Here is a 15619-nt window from a genome sequence, read left to right on the forward strand (position 1 = left end):
AGATGTGCATGATCCGGTAACCAAATTGGTGGCCAGTTTGGCCCGAAACAGAGGGGTCACTTTCACTGAAATACACACTCTATCAACAGTTTAGGCCTTATCTGACGCTGCTTCGCAGGAGATTGGTCCGTTTGCTGAAAACTTATTCCAGACAGGTCTTTGCGCTCATGGTCTTGATGCTCATCTTTTCGGTGCTGTTTTCTTTTGGCATACTTCCTTCTGGAAATACAAAGGAAATTAAGCTCTTGCCACCGGCTGGCAAGGCTGAAAAGGGAAAGCAGCCTGCTGGCATTGACGATGGCTTATCAAAGATCAGTAGCACTAGTGTTAAACTCAGGAAAACGGTCGAAATCAGAAAACAGTTGGATTCTGTACTAGACAGGCAGCGGTTGAACCATAGAGATACACTTTTTCTGGCAGCTAAACTAGAGGAGTTAAAACGACTCCGTTAATGAGTAAATTATGAAAATAGATTTTAAAAAACCACGGTATATTATTCCGCTGATTGCTATTCCGTTTTTATGCCTTTTCTTTTATGCTTATCAGCAGTGGCATGCTAAAAGTCAGGTAGTGGTGATGGAAAAGGATGTGAACGGAAACTTGGCCGAAATCTCAGACCAGGTTCGCGAAAAGGGCCTTTCCGATAAACTCGAAGCTTACAAAAATAGCTTCAAAGAGGCTGATGGTTATTCGGCGATCAAAACGGTAGACGAAGACCGATTGCCCGAGGCCACCATTACGGGTAGCTATTCCGAACGGGAAAAACAAAAGCTTGATTCTATTGAAGCATCAATAAAAAAGCAGGCCTACATGTCCAGGCCCTCGGAGGCTAAATCCCATTCTGGCTATGCTGCTATTAAGCCGGATAAGATCACTGGGTTAAAGCCTGAGGATCGGGCTGTGGCGCAGGCATTGGCGAGTCTCGAGGAGGCCAGGAAAAGAGAGCGCCATGCAGCGGTTATGGTGAATAAAGAAACTGATCCGATGGATCTTTTTAAAAAACAGATGGCCTATATGGACAGTATGGGGAAGGCGGCTGATCCCAGTTATATCGCGCAGCAAAAGGAAAAAAAGAGAACGGAAGAGGGAGTTTTGGTGGGTAAGAATGTGCTTCGGATTTCCAGGTCTGCAGAAGTTTCAGGAGAATTCAATACCATTAGCGTTAGGGAAAAACAGCAGTTAATCACAGCAATTATTGATGAGGATATCACCGGATATTCCGGTTCCAGGATCAGATTGAGGTTGCTTGAGGAAGTATATGCCGGGAAATCGCTGCTGACAAAGGGAACTTATCTCTATGCCAGAATTAGTGGCTTTTCCGAGCAGCGCGTGCAACTGGAGATTAATTCTGTACACTGCGCAGGAAAGATTCTGCCCGTTAAACTCTTGCTTTATGACCTGGATGGTTTGCCGGGTTCATATGTTCCTGCGTCTGCGTTCAGGGAGTTTTCCAAGGGACTGGGAGCAAGTTCTGTTCAGGGTTTTAATACCATGGGTAGTGCCTTAGATCAGAACGAATTTGTGATGAGTACTGCCAGTAGGCTTTTTCAGTCTACGTCATCGGCGATAGCCAATATGGTCAGAAAAAACAGGGCGAAATTAAAATACAATAACCAGGTTTTTCTGGTTGATCCACGAGATCTCCAGAAATAAAAATAAGATAATATGAAAAATACAATATTAACGGTTTTCCTGCTGCTGGCTATGGCAGGATCACTTTTTGCGCAGGTTTCAGCCAATACTGTAGGAGCAGGGCAGTCGATCCCCAAAATCTTTATTAAGCGGGCATTGACTTTACATTTTATCGCTCCGGAGAAGATCACCTATGTGGATATTCCTAAAGGGCTCATTGGGGATCTTCCCGATAAAAACCTGCTTAGGATAAAAATACCGGATTCTGCTAAAATAAAAGAGGCTTTCATTGGTGTGCTTACTATACTCGGCGAAAAAAGGATCAAGCAATATTCCATCATTTTTGAGGAACGGCCGGAAACGGCTTTTACTTCATTGATTGATATCCGCATGGGAGAGATGAGGGTCATTGACCCAAAAAGCTCAATGATATCCAGTGCTGAACTGGATAGTATTGCAAGGGAAATGCTGGAGCGGCAACCGGTAAAGGCGGAAGTAAGGAAAAAGAAATACGGCATCAGGGCTACGCTTAACGGCATCGTTTCAGTAGGCGAGTTCCTGCTGTTGGATCTTGGTTTTGAAAATACTACACACGTCCCGTACGAAATTGATGGGCTGAGGTTTCGCCTGGAAGATCAGAAGCAACATAAGGCGACCACTGTGCAGTCTTTGGAGCTTGTGCCCTTGTCCAGTCTGCAGGATGTCACTGTTTTTGGGCAACACTACCGGAATATATTTGTGCTGCGCAGGCTGACCTTTCCTGATCATAAGGTGCTGAAGGTGGAACTCTCCGAAAAGCAGATTTCGGGTCGCGCAATCACTTTTAGTATCCATCACTCCGATATCCTAAAAGCTAAAGAAGTAATCATTAGGCACTAGGTAATGGAAGAAACTAGAGAGATTCAGAAGCTCCACGGTTTCCTGCAATGCCTGATCTATTTTATGATAGCTACGGAGGTATCGGTTTTTGTCTACCTTGGTGCACCATTCTGGGGAATCTTTAATGCGGGGCTGCTTAAGGTAAAGTCGCTAATCATATTCCATGAACTTTTATATAGTAAACTCGCTGTGCTGCTATTGATCTGTCTGGTCAGCATTGGCACCTTATCCAAAAAGCAGTTGGACCTGGATCCAAAGACTAAAATTGTCTACCCCTTATGTCTGGGATTGTTATGCTATTTCGGAAGTATGCTTTTTTATGGGAAGAAATCTGTCTTGCTATTTTCGTACACCTCTGCCACCGATCTGGTTTACATGATACTTTCATTTTTAGGTGCTATAGTGATCAGTATTTCCATTGACAATGTCTCCAAAATTATCCGTTCAGGATTGGGGAAAGACAAGTGGAATGTAGAAGCGGAAAGTTTTATGCAACAGACCATTAAGACTGAGCATGCTTATTCGGTGAATATTCCGATGCTTTTTTATTATAAAAGAAAGGTGAGGAAGGGTTGGATTAATTTGGTTAATCCCTTCAGGGCTACCATGGTGATCGGAACTCCGGGATCTGGGAAATCTTTTTCGATTGTTAATCCCTTTATCAGGCAGCTCATCGCTAAAGGGTTTGCTTCCCTGATTTATGATTTCAAGTTCCCTGACCTGGGTAGGATTGCCTATCATCAATTCCGCAAATGCAGGCTTGAGGGAAAACTGGAGGGTTTTGGTTTTCATGTCATCAACCTCAATCAGGTTGAAAAAAGCAGGCGGATCAATCCATTCAGAGCGGATTATATCAGGACACTTGCAGATGCCTCTGAAACTGCTGAAGCGTTAGTGGAGGCACTAAAGAAAGGAGACAAGGCCAGTGGCAGTGATGCTTTTTTTACCCAGAGTGCCATTAACTTTTTAGCTTCCTGCATCTATTTTATGAGCAGGTATAATAATGGTATATTTTCTTCGCTTCCCCATGTGATGTCTTTTTTAAACAGGCCTTATCAGGAGATTTTTACGGTTCTTTTTACCGAACCGGAGCTGGTCTCTTTATTGTCGCCGTTTCGTTCTGCATTTATGGCTAAGGCTTTTGATCAGCTCGAAGGACAGATTGGGACTTTAAAGATTTTTATTAGCCGGATGGCTACCAAAGAGACTTTTTGGGTTTTTTCCGGGGATGATTTTAACCTGAAAATATCCGATGCTTCTTCACCTGGGATTCTGGTACTGGCTAATGACCCCAATACGCAGAATATTAATTCCGGATGTTACTCAGTGGTTCTAAACAGGCTCACCAGGTTGATCAATAGTAAGGGAAATCTTCCTTCTGCATTGATTTTAGACGAGGTACCTACCTTATTTGTACACCGTATTGAAAACCTGATTGCCACAGCAAGATCGAACAAAGTAGCAGTGTTGATGGGGCTTCAGGAGTTGCCGCAGTTTAAGCAGCAATATGGTAAGGACACGGCGACCACAATCACTTCAGTTGTGGGGAATGTACTCTCCGGATCTGTGCGAAACAAGGAAACACTGGACTGGCTGGAGCGGATACTGGGAAAATCCAAACAGATGGGAGAGAGTATCTCTATAGATCGTAGTAAGGTTTCTAAATCGATTAGTGAAAAGCTGGAGGTGCTCATTCCTGCTGGCAAGATCGCCTCATTAGGGGCCGGAGAGATTGTTGGCGTGATCGCAGCGGATGCAAGTTCCAGCTTTACCGGGCAATATGAGACTTCGGCGATCAATTGCCGGGTCAGTCTTGATTTAAAGGAAATAGAAAAGGAGGAAAAGGAATATGTTGAACTTCCCGATTTTTATGATTTTGGCGGACATAAAGAAGAGATACTCAGAAGGAATTTTCTTCAGATCAATCAGGATATTGAGTCTTTGGTTACTGCTTTTATGTAATGTTTCCTGTTTGGCCAGCGTTTACTATCTTTTTCAAGATACTGTAAGAACAAGTAATCTTGATGCGCAGCTGCCACTACAGCATTTTAATCTGAGTTCAGGCTTTGGTTACAGACTTCATCCGGTAACCGGAGAAAAAAACTCTTTTCATAGGGGAATCGATATTAGGGCTAAGAATGAGATTGTAAGTTCAGTTCTGGACGGTGTGGTGGTAAAAATTGCCTATCAATCGATAATGGGAAATTATGTTGTGGTAAAGCATGGCCGTTACGCCGTATATTATGCGCACCTGTCCAAAGTATATTGCATTAGTGGGCAGAAACTCTTCTCAGGATATCCCCTCGGCCTCACCGGATCTACCGGTAGAACAACTGGGGAACACTTGCACTTATCAGTTAAGTACAATGGGCTGGCAATAAATCCACTCTATTTCCTGCTGAATATACTATCCAGGTCGGGTGAAGATCTGCTGGACTACCTTTCGCGGTAATTCAGGTTTCCATTGTTTTTAAACCACCAAATTTTAATTCAAACATTTTAAAATGTACCTATATGCAGTACTCAAATTTGAATGTGCGGGATCTTCCCATGGAAGATTTGCGCGATCTAGGACTAATTAAGGACGGAGAGGTTACTCTTCCAAAAAAAGATATTGATGCGCTCATTAGCGGTATGCGGACAGGACTGGTTAAACTTCAGGATATTAATCATGGCGATATTGAGGTTAAGGAAATCCATGTTAAGCTTTCATTGGCAAAAAGTGCAGCGGGAAAGCCAGAGTTGCTGGTGCATCCTGTGTATAAACAATCCCATGTACCTGCTATTATTTCCAGCACTGAAGGAGATGATCTGATCACCGGGCTTAAAGCGAACCTTATTAAAGAGACAACGGAGGATGGCAGACACAAAAAAATGATAGTTGAATATGATTGGGATACCAAAGAGTTCATTGTGACTGACACCTCAAGATTACGTGTGCCTGAAATGGTCAACGGAATGCAACTGACTCCCTATCAGAAAGAACGGTATGCCAATGGGCGCCAGATTGAGATGCCGGACGGAACGACTTTTCAAGCCAGTAGTACCTCGCCTGAAGGAGTCCGCTCCAACAGGTTAGTGCTCGTGGTTTCTCTGGTGATGGATGGCGGTTTGACCTATCTGCTATTAACAGGGCTAAAGGCTATGGTGGGTGATCGCGGATTATTGTCGCAGACTGATGAGCGCAATAGTAACTATCAAAAAGCGCTACAGGATGCTGCCCAAAAATCTACCCACAAGCATGCAGCAGAACCAGGTGCTGCTAATGCGAACCACAATGAATATTCGCGTGGATATGGCAGATCGGGCGTTTCCAGATAGACCAGCATGAATAAAATATAATCAATTGAGTTATTAACCATTAATTTTTTAGTTATGAATGAAAGTAATCTTGAATATCTTCAGAACACGCTTAAATATCTTGGGTTTGGAGATTCTCTAAATGAAAGTCTAAAACAATCAATTGCACATGGTCCCGAAGGTTTTAACCTTCAAAGTGCCACCAGTGAGATGCCGGATCCTGCAAAACGATATGACCCAGGGTTTGGAGATAAAATATCCTATCTGCTTAACTTTTCTAAAAGTAAGGAAACAGATATGTATTTTTTTAATCACTATCAAGCCACAGTAAAAAAGGCTAATACAACCGACCTGGTTTCGCAGACATTTTATATCAACAAAGGGAAGGGGGTAACAGCCAAAGAAAGTTACAATCTGCTTTCCGGACGTGCGGTAAATAAGGATGTGGTGCTCAAGAGTGGAGAAAAGGCCAATCTATGGATGAAGCTGGATTTCTCGGAACATACTCCGGAAAAGGGATATGGGATGAAAAGTTATGGGGAGCAATATGGTTTTAATTTAGCCGAAACTATAGACAAATTCAAAATACTGAATATGGAAAAACCCGGTTTTAAGGATCAGCTGCTGAAAAGCCTGGAAAGGGGTAACCTTCATGAGGTATCATTTATGAAGAATGGAAAGGAGGCTTCCGGTTTTGTCACTGCAAATCCGCAGTTTAAAACGCTGGATTTTTACGATAAAGATTTAAGCCAGGTTTATAGTAAAGCTATCGACCGTCATGAGCCTTTGGTGAAGGATGACAATAGTAGAGAAAGGGTAGTTTCGGTTGAAACGGAGCCTCAGGTGGAAGAGAAAATGGGTCGGGGTAGATAGTCGAATGCGGACATTGGTGTGCTTATGCAGGGGACTTTTAGTCCCCTGTTTTTGTATGTCCCAAATTTTTATCGAAAATAAAATGAATTATGGGTATAGAAATATTAACCAAAGAAGATCTGGCTGGCTTCGGAACTTTTTTGATTGAAGAGATTAAAAAGATCGTCAACATCAGGGAACCCGTCAAAAAAAGGTTTTTGAAAGGGCATGAGGTGAGAAAAATATTGGGCATTTCGCAAGGGACTTTACAAAATCTCAGATTAAATGGAACACTTCCGTATTCAAAGATTGGGAGTATCTATTACTATGATTCCAAACTGGTGGATGACTTACTGGAACGAAAAACTGTAGGGGCTGAAAAACAAAAAATATAGGTAAAGCAATGATGGGTTTCGGCAAAGATAAAAAACTGAGTCTGATTTTAAGGTGTGTTCATTCAGATGCCAGCATTACCACTACTGATATGGCTTTGTTATATGCTATAATTATTTACTATTCTCAGGCGGAGTACAGGGAGATTTTTCAGGTTTCGCGTAGTGGATTGATGGAAATAAGTAAAATCTCTTCAACGCGCACCTATCATAAGAGCATTAAAAAATTAGTCAATCTTGGATACATTGTATATACTCCATCATACCATCCAAAATTTGGGAGTATGGTTTCTTGGGGAAGAAGGCAAGATTTAAAGGTTTAGAGGTGTTATATCTTTTACCCAGGTTTCGTGTAAAGTTTTGTGTTAAATGTTGGGATATATGTTATCTGTGCATGGTAGTATCTCTTTTGGTGTAAAAAACAATAATCAACGTCGGTGATGTAATTTATTCCTACATATATTTGTATACATCCCACACGTATATTGTCAAATTAATTAGATTAACTGTGGGAAAATTCTATGTAGTCAAACACGCCAAAAGGCTCTTCCACCATTTCTTTATTATAATACTTATGACCGAACGGTTCCTGAATTCCAGGTATCCCGCAAGCTATTACTGTCTGTTCCATCAGTTTAAAACCAGTGTCAAAATATTGACTTGGTATATTATATAGTTGAGTTTAACCTAAAGCCTAGTATAAAATTATCCATTAACTAACTTATCTACAAAATGAAAAAAATGAAATTTTTAATTCAGACGGCACTACTAGTTGTAGTTGTATGTTTTTATTCTTGTAAAGAAAACAATACAGAAAAGATTACTGAGGCACCTGACAAGGATCCTGTAAGTGCTGAAAAACTGGCCCAGATAAAAGCTTTGGGCTTTAGCACAAATGGTGTCAAAAAGACCGCTAGTGGTTATATTGTCGAGGGTGATCTGCTGTTGACTGATGAAAATCTAACGGGGCTTTCTGCCGGTACAAGTTTGAATATTGCGGAAACTGAACAGTATAGGACTACAAACATAGTTAAGGGCCTACCCCGTGTAGTTACCATTTCTTTGACCAATCTGCCACAAAAGTTCAGTGATGCGGCCAATACGATGATTTCCAGATATAATTCCTTGGGACTTCGCTTAAGGTTTCAGCGCGCAGCAGCAGGTACGAAAGGAAATATTGACCTCTTCGGATTTTCTGAACCAGCTGACGAAAATGGGCTGGTAACGCTAGGCATTGGCAGTTTTCCTAATGCGTCAGGACAGCCAGGCAGTCAGATCCAAATGAACACACATCCTGATGCTTACGGAAGCAGAAGTACAGCATTCATAACATCTGTAATCCAACATGAAGTGGGACATTGCATCGGTTTCCGCCATACAGATTATTTCAACCGTGATTTCAGTTGCCCTTATGATGCAAGGACGAACAATGAAGGACAAGCGGGTGTCGGAGCCATCAGGATACCGGGAACGCCATCTGCAGCTGATGCCGGATCATTCATGCTGGCGTGTGCTGGCAGTGGGTCCGGAACCTTTAATGCTAATGATGTTATTGCACTCAATTATTTATACAAATAAATGTATACTAGGCTTTGTTTAAAAAAGAAAGTGTTCCCACAACAGTGGGGCGCTTTTTTTTTGAGATCGAAATTATATATACCTGCTCAAAGTATTGTTAACTATTTTTGAGCAGGCATATTGAAATAGATATCCTAAACTTGAACGGGTAGCCGCAAATATTGTCAGTTACAAAGGTGGTTTAATAAGAATTACATCATACTAAATCACTTGAACCTTTCTTTTCAAAAAGAACTTAACGACTATCCTTTTCTTTACAGCGGATTATCTAACTCTGGTCTCTTCCTTTTTTAATAAATTTTCCAGTGCTAAAACTTTATCGGGATATTTATCCGCAAGATTGGTTTTTTCTCCTAAATCGTTAGATAGGTTGTAAAGCTGTGCAGTGGGAAGATTGCCACTATCTGTATGGGTGTCTGCATAATATGCTTTACCCTTCGAAGGTCTGATGTATTTCCAGTTATCCTGTATAATGGCCAGTTGGTTACTTTGTTCGATCAAAACTGAACGGCCTACCTTATTTTTGCCAATCAATGCTTGCCACATATTTTGACTATCCATTGGTTCAGCAGGGATATTAAAATAACTGGCAAATGATTTAACCAGATCAACCTGCGAAATCATGGCATCACTTACTCCAGGTTTGATTTCTTTAGGCCAGGAAACGATAAAAGGCTCTCTGTTGCCTCCTTCTAAAATACTATATTTTCCTCCTCTTAATACCCCAGCTGGTGTATGGCCATTTAGCTGTTCTACATCTTTATCGAGGTACCCGTCATTAAGTACAGGGCCATTATCGCTGGTAAAAATGACGATGGTATTTTTATCCAATTTCAAAGATTTTAAACGTTTCATCAATTCTCCCACAGCCCAGTCTAATTGCAAGATCACATCTCCCCGGTAACCTAAATCACTTTTACCTTTGTTCATCGTTGCCGGCATTCTGGGCGCGTGTGGCTCTGTTAAAGCATAATACAATAAAAAAGGCTGAGTCTGGTGTTTTTCGACAAATTCTTGTGCTTTTGCCAAGAAAGTTAATGGCACTTCCTCGTCTGTCCAACGGGCTAGTTTACCACCTGTCATATAACCGATCCTACCAATGTTATTTACAATGGTTTGGTTATGACCCTGGTTCGGGGATGGAAACATCTTCAGTAATTCGGGATGTTCTTTGCCTATAGGGTCATTTCCAATCATTTTACCATAACTTACCGTTATCGGATCGTTAGGATCTAACCCAACTACCTTTTGGTTCTCTAAGAAAACTGTAGGCACACGATCTGCTGTTGCGGGGAAAATAAATGAATAGTCAAATCCTACTTCCCTTGGTCCGGGAGCAATTTCCTTATTCCAGTCTTTTTCTACCTGATTGCCTAAACCCAGGTGCCATTTGCCAACAAGGCCTGTAGTGTAACCCGCTTTTTTAAATATCGCAGGCAAAGCGGTACCATCAGTAGGTACAATTAAGGCAGCGTCGCCGGGCAAGATCCCGGTTCCGGATTTACGCCAGGCATATTGGCCTGTCATTAGTGAAAAACGAGATGGCGTGCAGGTTGATGCTGTAGCATGCGCATTGGTAAAACGTAATCCGTTTTTAGCCAGTGCATCTAAATTAGGCGTATGGATTTTGGTTGCGCCATAACAGCTTAAGTCTCCATAACCCAGGTCATCCGCGCAAATGATAATTACGTTAGGTTTGTTTTGTGCATAAAGGGCAAAGCCGGATAGTACAAAAAAGATTGTAGCAATAAATTTATTCATATTGATGATGTAAATGAGCATGTCTAAATGAAGTTTTTAATTCAGTCAGGTACAGACCTAAATAATATTGCATTTAGAACACGCTCTATAAATAATGATACTATTTAAGATTTGGGTTAATACTTACTTCTGATAGTGGAATTGGCCATAGTTCATCCTGACCAGTCCTAAAGTTTTTACTTGTTACAAACCACCTGCTGTAAGGGTCAACAGTTGTTCCGTTTTTCCTTAAATTCGTTGCCCCAGGATAGGCTGCACCGTAAAAGTTTCCTTTCAAAACCGTTCCAGCTATTTTCCATCTTAACAAATCCCACAGCCTAATACCTTCAAGGGCAAGTTCATTCCTTCTTTCTCTTCTTAAAATGGTTCTTAAATTGGCAGGATTGGTTTCAGTTACTTTAGGCATGCTTACGTCGGCTCTGCCCCTTACTTTATTAATGGTTGCATCTAGTAATGTTTGATCGATAGCTGAGCCAGCCTCTAGCTGACATTCTAAGTAACTCAATAATACCTCTGCATATCTAATTATAGGGAGATCGATACCACTATTTGCTAAATTACTGCCGCCAAAGGTTTCAGCAAGGAATTTGCGTGGTGCAAAGCCCGTACGGGTAGCCTGTTTACTTGTTGTAAGTTGATCTGGTGAAGAGGTATGGTCGGGATGGCAGTCATAAATTATATTTTTGAACAACTGGCCATTATAAAGCAACGTATACTTTAACCTTGGATCGCGATTTTGCCCTAAGTCGGCAGGATTGTAACGTGGATCTGTAAAAGAAAAAGGTGTGCCATCATTAAATTCGTAAGATTCTGCCAGGTTACCCAAGGGATTAGATAAATGATAACCACCTAAAGCTGCCGGATACATATGCAAGAGCATGGAATTTGGTCCCAGGTCTTGCTGATATTGTGTAGCAAAGATGATTTCCTTACTGCTCTCGTTGGTGCCATCAAACAGGCTGCTAAATTTGGGATCGATGATATTTTCGTTATAATCGATAATCTGTTTATAAACTGCGGCGCCATCAGCCCATTTTTGTTCTGCCATGTACAAACGGCCTAAAAAAGCCATTGCAACCTGCGCACTTGCTCTTCCTTTCTCAGAGGCTGGTATTGCGCCATATTTAGGTAAATCCGGGATAACTGTTTTTAACTCACTTTCTACATAATTTTGTACCTCTAGCACCGATGCCTTTTTTACGGTATTGGCTTCCTCTTTGGTAAGCACTTTAGTTACCAATGGTACCGATCCGAAATGTTGGGAAAGATAAAAATACTGGCAAGCCCTAATAAACCTGACTTCTGCCATATAACGTTTAAGTAACTTAGCATCTAAGGAAGTTGCTTTACTGATGTTTTCTAGAAAATAATTGCATCTCGCAATTTTACCGTAGCTAAAATTCCAAACCTGGCTCAAATTTGCATTTGAATTGGTTAGTGCACCATTAGTGAGTGTATTATAAGCTGAATTATCACCTCTTCTATCATATACATTATCGGTAGCAAACTCAGTAAACAAGAGTCCGTTGTAGGACCACCAGTCTGTGGGGTTAAACTCAACATCTGTTGCGGGAATGGTTAGCATTTGTATGTTTCCTCTATAAACGCCTGTAAGTGCTATGAGCACGTTTTGCGGAGTGGTCCAGAAGGTTTCGTTAGCAAAACTATCTAATGGTGTGGTATCGAGTTGTTTGCGGCACGATATTGAGCCAGTTAATAAGATGACGATGCTCAATGAATAAATATATTTTTTCATCTGTTTATTTTTTTGTCCTTGATGATGCCTCTATGATTTACTTTTCCGTTTATGGTATTAGTTAAAAGCCATTGAGTCTTCATTTATCGAGGAGTGTAAGGTTAAAAATTCGCGTTTAGTCCAAAAGTGTAATTAGCCATAATCGGATAATAAGCACCGCCACTGTTAATTTCAGGATCCCAGCCTTTAGGGTATTTATGAAATGAGATGGCATTTTGTGCACTGGCATTGATCCTTAAACTTTTTATAAGGGTGTTTTTGAACAATGTTGCTGGCAATGTGTAACCCAGTTGGATATTTCTAATTTTAAAATAACTTGCATCTAACAAGTAAAAGGAAGAAGCTAGTGTGTTTGGTGTACCCGCATTAGGTATCACCTGTAGCCTTGGATACTTTGCATTAGGGTTAGGGTTACTGGTTGTCCAGTGATCATCAGCCATGTATTGTTGAATGCTGCCGTTTCCAAAGAAGGCAAAACCAGCATATCCGTTTAATTGCCCTTTAACTTTAGCTACACCCTGTCCGTTGATTTGTAGGTCAAAATTTTTATAATTAAGCCCTATATTGAGTGCGAAAGTATATTTGGGAATTTGGCTCCCCAGATAGGTACGATCGTAGGTAGCGTCTACTTTACCATCCGGTAATCCATTGGGGCCGCTAATGTCCTTATACCGAATATCTCCTGGCTGCACCGTAGGGTTAATTGCTGTCTGAGTGGGGTAGCTGGCCACATCAGCCGGATTAACGAATATACCATCGGCAACATGACCATAGTATATATTTAGCGGGTAACCTATAAAAATAGTACTTCCATTACCTATCAGGCCATTTGGCTGATTGACGTTGCCAACACCCAAATCAAGTACTTTATTGGTGATAATGCTTAAGTTACCGCCCACATTGTAACTGAGTTCACCAATTTTATTACGGTAATCTAAAGTAAATTCAAAACCTTTATTGCTTAAACTGCCAGAGTTTACATTGCTAAGCGAAAAGCCCAGCACTCGCGACACACTGCCCGTTGGCACTACAAGGATATCATATGTGTACCTATCAAAATAAGTTGCCGAAAAATTCAGTGTTTTAAATAAGGTACCTTCAATACCGATATCTTTTGTACGGGTTGATTCCCATTTAATATTAGGGTCGACAACATTGTTTAATGCCGCACCTGGATAGATAACATTGCCAAATGAATAATTAAAACCTGATACTAATAATTCCTGGTAAGGATAATTTCCGATATTCTGGTTGCCCAATGTACCGTATGAAGCCTTAAATTTCAGTTCATTTAGCCACGAAAGCTTATTCTTCAAGAATTTCTCTTCAGAGATTCGCCATCCCACTGCCACCGCAGGGTAAGTAGCATATTTATTGCTAGGTCCAAATCTGGAAGAACCATCGTACCGTATCGTACCTTCTACCAGGTATCTATTCGCAAATGAATAATTTAAACGCCCAAAATAGGAATCTAATGCCGCCTCACTTGCAGTGCCATTATTGGTTTGTGTACTTGCATCACCTGCATTAAGCTCTGTTAAGGCATTGGTAAAGTAATTTCCTCTACTTGCTGCGTTTCGGCTGTTATAGTTATATTCAAAAGTATGCCCGGCTAAAACACCCAATTGATGTGCTCCAAAATTCTTTTTAAACTCTGCTAGTTGCTGGAATGTTTTATAATAGTTTAGCGTGCTTATTTGAGTTAAGTTACCAGGGCCGGTATTTACCAATGAATTAAGCCGTTGCGTAGACAGGTAGCGTTTTTCTGTGCCGCTCAACTGGGTGTAAGCACCAATAACAGAAAGGGTGAGTTCTGGTATAACTTTATAATCTATACGTTCATTAATTAACAGGTCAGTTTGTTTGTTTTTATAGAATGATTCATTATTCAAATAGGTGTATGGGGTGCCTTTGCCAATAAATCCCAAGCCATAATCGCCATTTGTAAGTTGGTTTACGTAAGTGGGAGGGGTCCTTACCGCCTGACCAATAGCAGTTAACATATCATTAAAATCCAGGTTGGCCGGTGGGGCAGGCTGGTTATCACTGTATTGGGCTGCGCTAACTCTCGACGTTAAGGTTAAGTTGTCTAATATTTTATTGGTTAAATTTAATCGAAGGTTATAACGGTTATAATTGTTCTTGGCTACAATTCCATCCTGATCTAATAATCCGAACGCGACCAGGTATTGCGTGTTTTTGGTGTTATTTGCAAAACTAAGGTTGTGACCTGTTTGAAATGCCGATTTTTTGAAAACCATATCAATCCAATTCGAATTCGGATAATTATTCGGGTCGCTTCCATCAGTAAATTTTTGAATTTCTGCTGCAGAGTAAGTACCTGGCTGAGCCTCGTTTATTAGTCGGGCATAATCTGTGGAATTCACGAAATTTGGATAGGCCGTAGGTTTTTGGAAACCTGCATAACCATTGTAATTGATTGCCAGTTTTCCATCTGCTCCCTGTCCTGTTTTGGTCGTGACTAAAATAACACCATTGGCAGCCCTTGATCCGTAGATTGCGGCAGTGGAGGCATCTTTTAATACCGATATACTGCTTACTTCATTGGGATTGATATCATTAAAAGAATTTACCGGAATACCGTCAACCAAAATAAACGGAACTGCACTGGCGCCAAATGATCCTAATCCTCTCACCTGGATATTGGCCCCATCTGAACCAGGCTGACCGCTCCTTTGAATTAGTGTTACCCCTGGTAGTTGGCCAGTTAAGGCATTGGAAAGAGATGGAGCTGTTCTGTTATTGATATCTTTGGCACTTACCTGGGCCACTGAACCGATTAAATTTTCTTTCTTCTGGCTACCATAACCTACCACAACTACATTTTGTAACTGATTTGCTGCTTCTTTAAGTACGATATCTAAAACACCACTTGAGCTTACATTGATTTCCTTACTTGAATAGCCAATCAACGATATAATAAGCGTAGATTTGCTATCTTTTAAGGTTAACATAAAATTTCCGTTTTTGTCTGTTCTCGTACCCTGGGTAGTTCCCTTTACCAGTACACTTACGTCGGGAAGGGCTTGGCCGGTAGTATCGGTTACCTTTCCTCTGATAACAATGTCGGCCACAGGGCTTAATACCTCATCCTTTTTAGAGATGATAATGTTTTTGCCCACCACTTTATAAATCAGGGAAGAGTTTTTCAAGCATTGCTCCATGATTGCCTCAATGTTTTGGTTGACTGCAGATACTGTAGATCTTGTCTCTTTTATATCTGTAGGACTATAGAAAAACACGTAAGCACTTTGCTTTTCAATAACCTTGAACAATTGTTGCAGTGGTTGGTTTTTTGCGTTTACTGTAATCTGTTGCCCAACACTTTTTGCATTGGTGTGCATGATTACAATAAATAATAAAAGTGTACTCAATTTCATATAGAGTGGAATAAAGTTTAGCCAATACTTGATTTTGGCCAACAAAAAATATATTTTCATTAACTTAG

13 protein-coding genes are annotated in these 15619 nt (G+C 40.9%); 10 read left to right on the plus strand and 3 right to left on the minus strand.

The window, feature by feature from the left end; translation table 11 throughout:
* Positions 1-167 precede the first annotated feature (167 nt).
* The 10 genes from AC07YT_RS10030 (at position 168) to AC07YT_RS10075 (ending at position 8633) form a co-directional block, all read left to right on the plus strand.
* Positions 168-452 carry a hypothetical protein gene (locus tag AC07YT_RS10030; protein WP_086546851.1) on the plus strand — a complete coding sequence of 95 codons (285 nt, stop codon included), beginning with the start codon at positions 168-170 and terminating at the stop codon, positions 450-452.
* Between the two features lie 10 nt (positions 453-462).
* Complete coding sequence (traM, locus tag AC07YT_RS10035; RefSeq protein ID WP_086546850.1) at positions 463-1653, plus strand: conjugative transposon protein TraM; 1191 nt, start codon at positions 463-465, stop codon at positions 1651-1653.
* Positions 1654-1665: 12 nt separating this feature from the next.
* Entirely contained in the window at positions 1666-2511 is an 846-nt protein-coding gene (traN, locus tag AC07YT_RS10040; protein WP_086546849.1) for a conjugative transposon protein TraN, read from the plus strand.
* Between the two features lie 3 nt (positions 2512-2514).
* Positions 2515-4473 carry a type IV secretion system DNA-binding domain-containing protein gene (locus AC07YT_RS10045; RefSeq protein ID WP_086546848.1) on the plus strand — a complete coding sequence of 653 codons (1959 nt, stop codon included), beginning with the start codon at positions 2515-2517 and terminating at the stop codon, positions 4471-4473.
* A 10-nt stretch (positions 4474-4483) separates the two neighbouring features.
* A complete protein-coding gene (locus tag AC07YT_RS10050) occupies positions 4484-4963 on the plus strand; it encodes a M23 family metallopeptidase (protein WP_494945300.1) in 480 nt (159 codons plus the stop codon).
* A gap of 62 nt (positions 4964-5025) precedes the next feature.
* Positions 5026-5832, plus strand: coding sequence for a DUF4099 domain-containing protein (locus AC07YT_RS10055; protein ID WP_086546846.1), 807 nt, complete (start codon positions 5026-5028; stop codon positions 5830-5832).
* Positions 5833-5886: 54 nt separating this feature from the next.
* Positions 5887-6684: a hypothetical protein gene (locus tag AC07YT_RS10060; protein WP_086546845.1), complete on the plus strand. Its 798-nt coding sequence runs from the start codon at positions 5887-5889 to the stop codon at positions 6682-6684.
* An 89-nt stretch (positions 6685-6773) separates the two neighbouring features.
* Positions 6774-7058 carry a helix-turn-helix domain-containing protein gene (locus tag AC07YT_RS10065; RefSeq protein WP_086546844.1) on the plus strand — a complete coding sequence of 95 codons (285 nt, stop codon included), beginning with the start codon at positions 6774-6776 and terminating at the stop codon, positions 7056-7058.
* Between the two features lie 8 nt (positions 7059-7066).
* On the plus strand, positions 7067-7378 hold the full coding sequence (locus AC07YT_RS10070) for a hypothetical protein (protein WP_145954252.1): 312 nt from the start codon (positions 7067-7069) through the stop codon (positions 7376-7378).
* 409 nt (positions 7379-7787) lie between these two features.
* Positions 7788-8633 (plus strand): M57 family metalloprotease, encoded by an 846-nt coding sequence (locus AC07YT_RS10075; RefSeq protein ID WP_086546842.1) that lies wholly within the window; start codon positions 7788-7790, stop codon positions 8631-8633.
* 264 nt (positions 8634-8897) lie between these two features.
* On the opposite strand, the gene AC07YT_RS10080 is transcribed toward AC07YT_RS10075, so the two are convergent.
* From AC07YT_RS10080 to AC07YT_RS10090, 3 genes are all read right to left on the minus strand, one after another.
* Complete coding sequence (locus AC07YT_RS10080; RefSeq protein ID WP_086546841.1) at positions 8898-10394, minus strand: sulfatase family protein; 1497 nt, start codon at positions 10392-10394, stop codon at positions 8898-8900.
* 100 nt (positions 10395-10494) lie between these two features.
* Positions 10495-12150 carry a RagB/SusD family nutrient uptake outer membrane protein gene (locus AC07YT_RS10085; RefSeq protein WP_086546840.1) on the minus strand — a complete coding sequence of 552 codons (1656 nt, stop codon included), beginning with the start codon at positions 12148-12150 and terminating at the stop codon, positions 10495-10497.
* Positions 12151-12251: 101 nt separating this feature from the next.
* Entirely contained in the window at positions 12252-15611 is a 3360-nt protein-coding gene (locus AC07YT_RS10090; protein WP_086546839.1) for a TonB-dependent receptor, read from the minus strand.
* Between the last annotated feature and the right edge of the window lie 8 nt (positions 15612-15619).

Source organism: Pedobacter sp. GW460-11-11-14-TSB4 (assembly GCF_059423705.1).

Coding starts and splice junctions, on each gene's coding strand:
- AC07YT_RS10055 (WP_086546846.1), top strand. CDS start 5,026: ATGCAGTACTCAAATTTGAATGTGCGGGATCTTCCCATGGAAGATTTG.
- AC07YT_RS10070 (WP_145954252.1), top strand. CDS start 7,067: ATGATGGGTTTCGGCAAAGATAAAAAACTGAGTCTGATTTTAAGGTGT.
- traM (WP_086546850.1), top strand. CDS start 463: ATGAAAATAGATTTTAAAAAACCACGGTATATTATTCCGCTGATTGCT.
- AC07YT_RS10090 (WP_086546839.1), bottom strand. CDS start 15,611: ATGAAAATATATTTTTTGTTGGCCAAAATCAAGTATTGGCTAAACTTT.
- AC07YT_RS10045 (WP_086546848.1), top strand. CDS start 2,515: ATGGAAGAAACTAGAGAGATTCAGAAGCTCCACGGTTTCCTGCAATGC.
- AC07YT_RS10080 (WP_086546841.1), bottom strand. CDS start 10,394: ATGAATAAATTTATTGCTACAATCTTTTTTGTACTATCCGGCTTTGCC.
- AC07YT_RS10075 (WP_086546842.1), top strand. CDS start 7,788: ATGAAAAAAATGAAATTTTTAATTCAGACGGCACTACTAGTTGTAGTT.
- AC07YT_RS10085 (WP_086546840.1), bottom strand. CDS start 12,150: ATGAAAAAATATATTTATTCATTGAGCATCGTCATCTTATTAACTGGC.
- AC07YT_RS10030 (WP_086546851.1), top strand. CDS start 168: ATGGTCTTGATGCTCATCTTTTCGGTGCTGTTTTCTTTTGGCATACTT.
- AC07YT_RS10065 (WP_086546844.1), top strand. CDS start 6,774: ATGGGTATAGAAATATTAACCAAAGAAGATCTGGCTGGCTTCGGAACT.
- traN (WP_086546849.1), top strand. CDS start 1,666: ATGAAAAATACAATATTAACGGTTTTCCTGCTGCTGGCTATGGCAGGA.
- AC07YT_RS10060 (WP_086546845.1), top strand. CDS start 5,887: ATGAATGAAAGTAATCTTGAATATCTTCAGAACACGCTTAAATATCTT.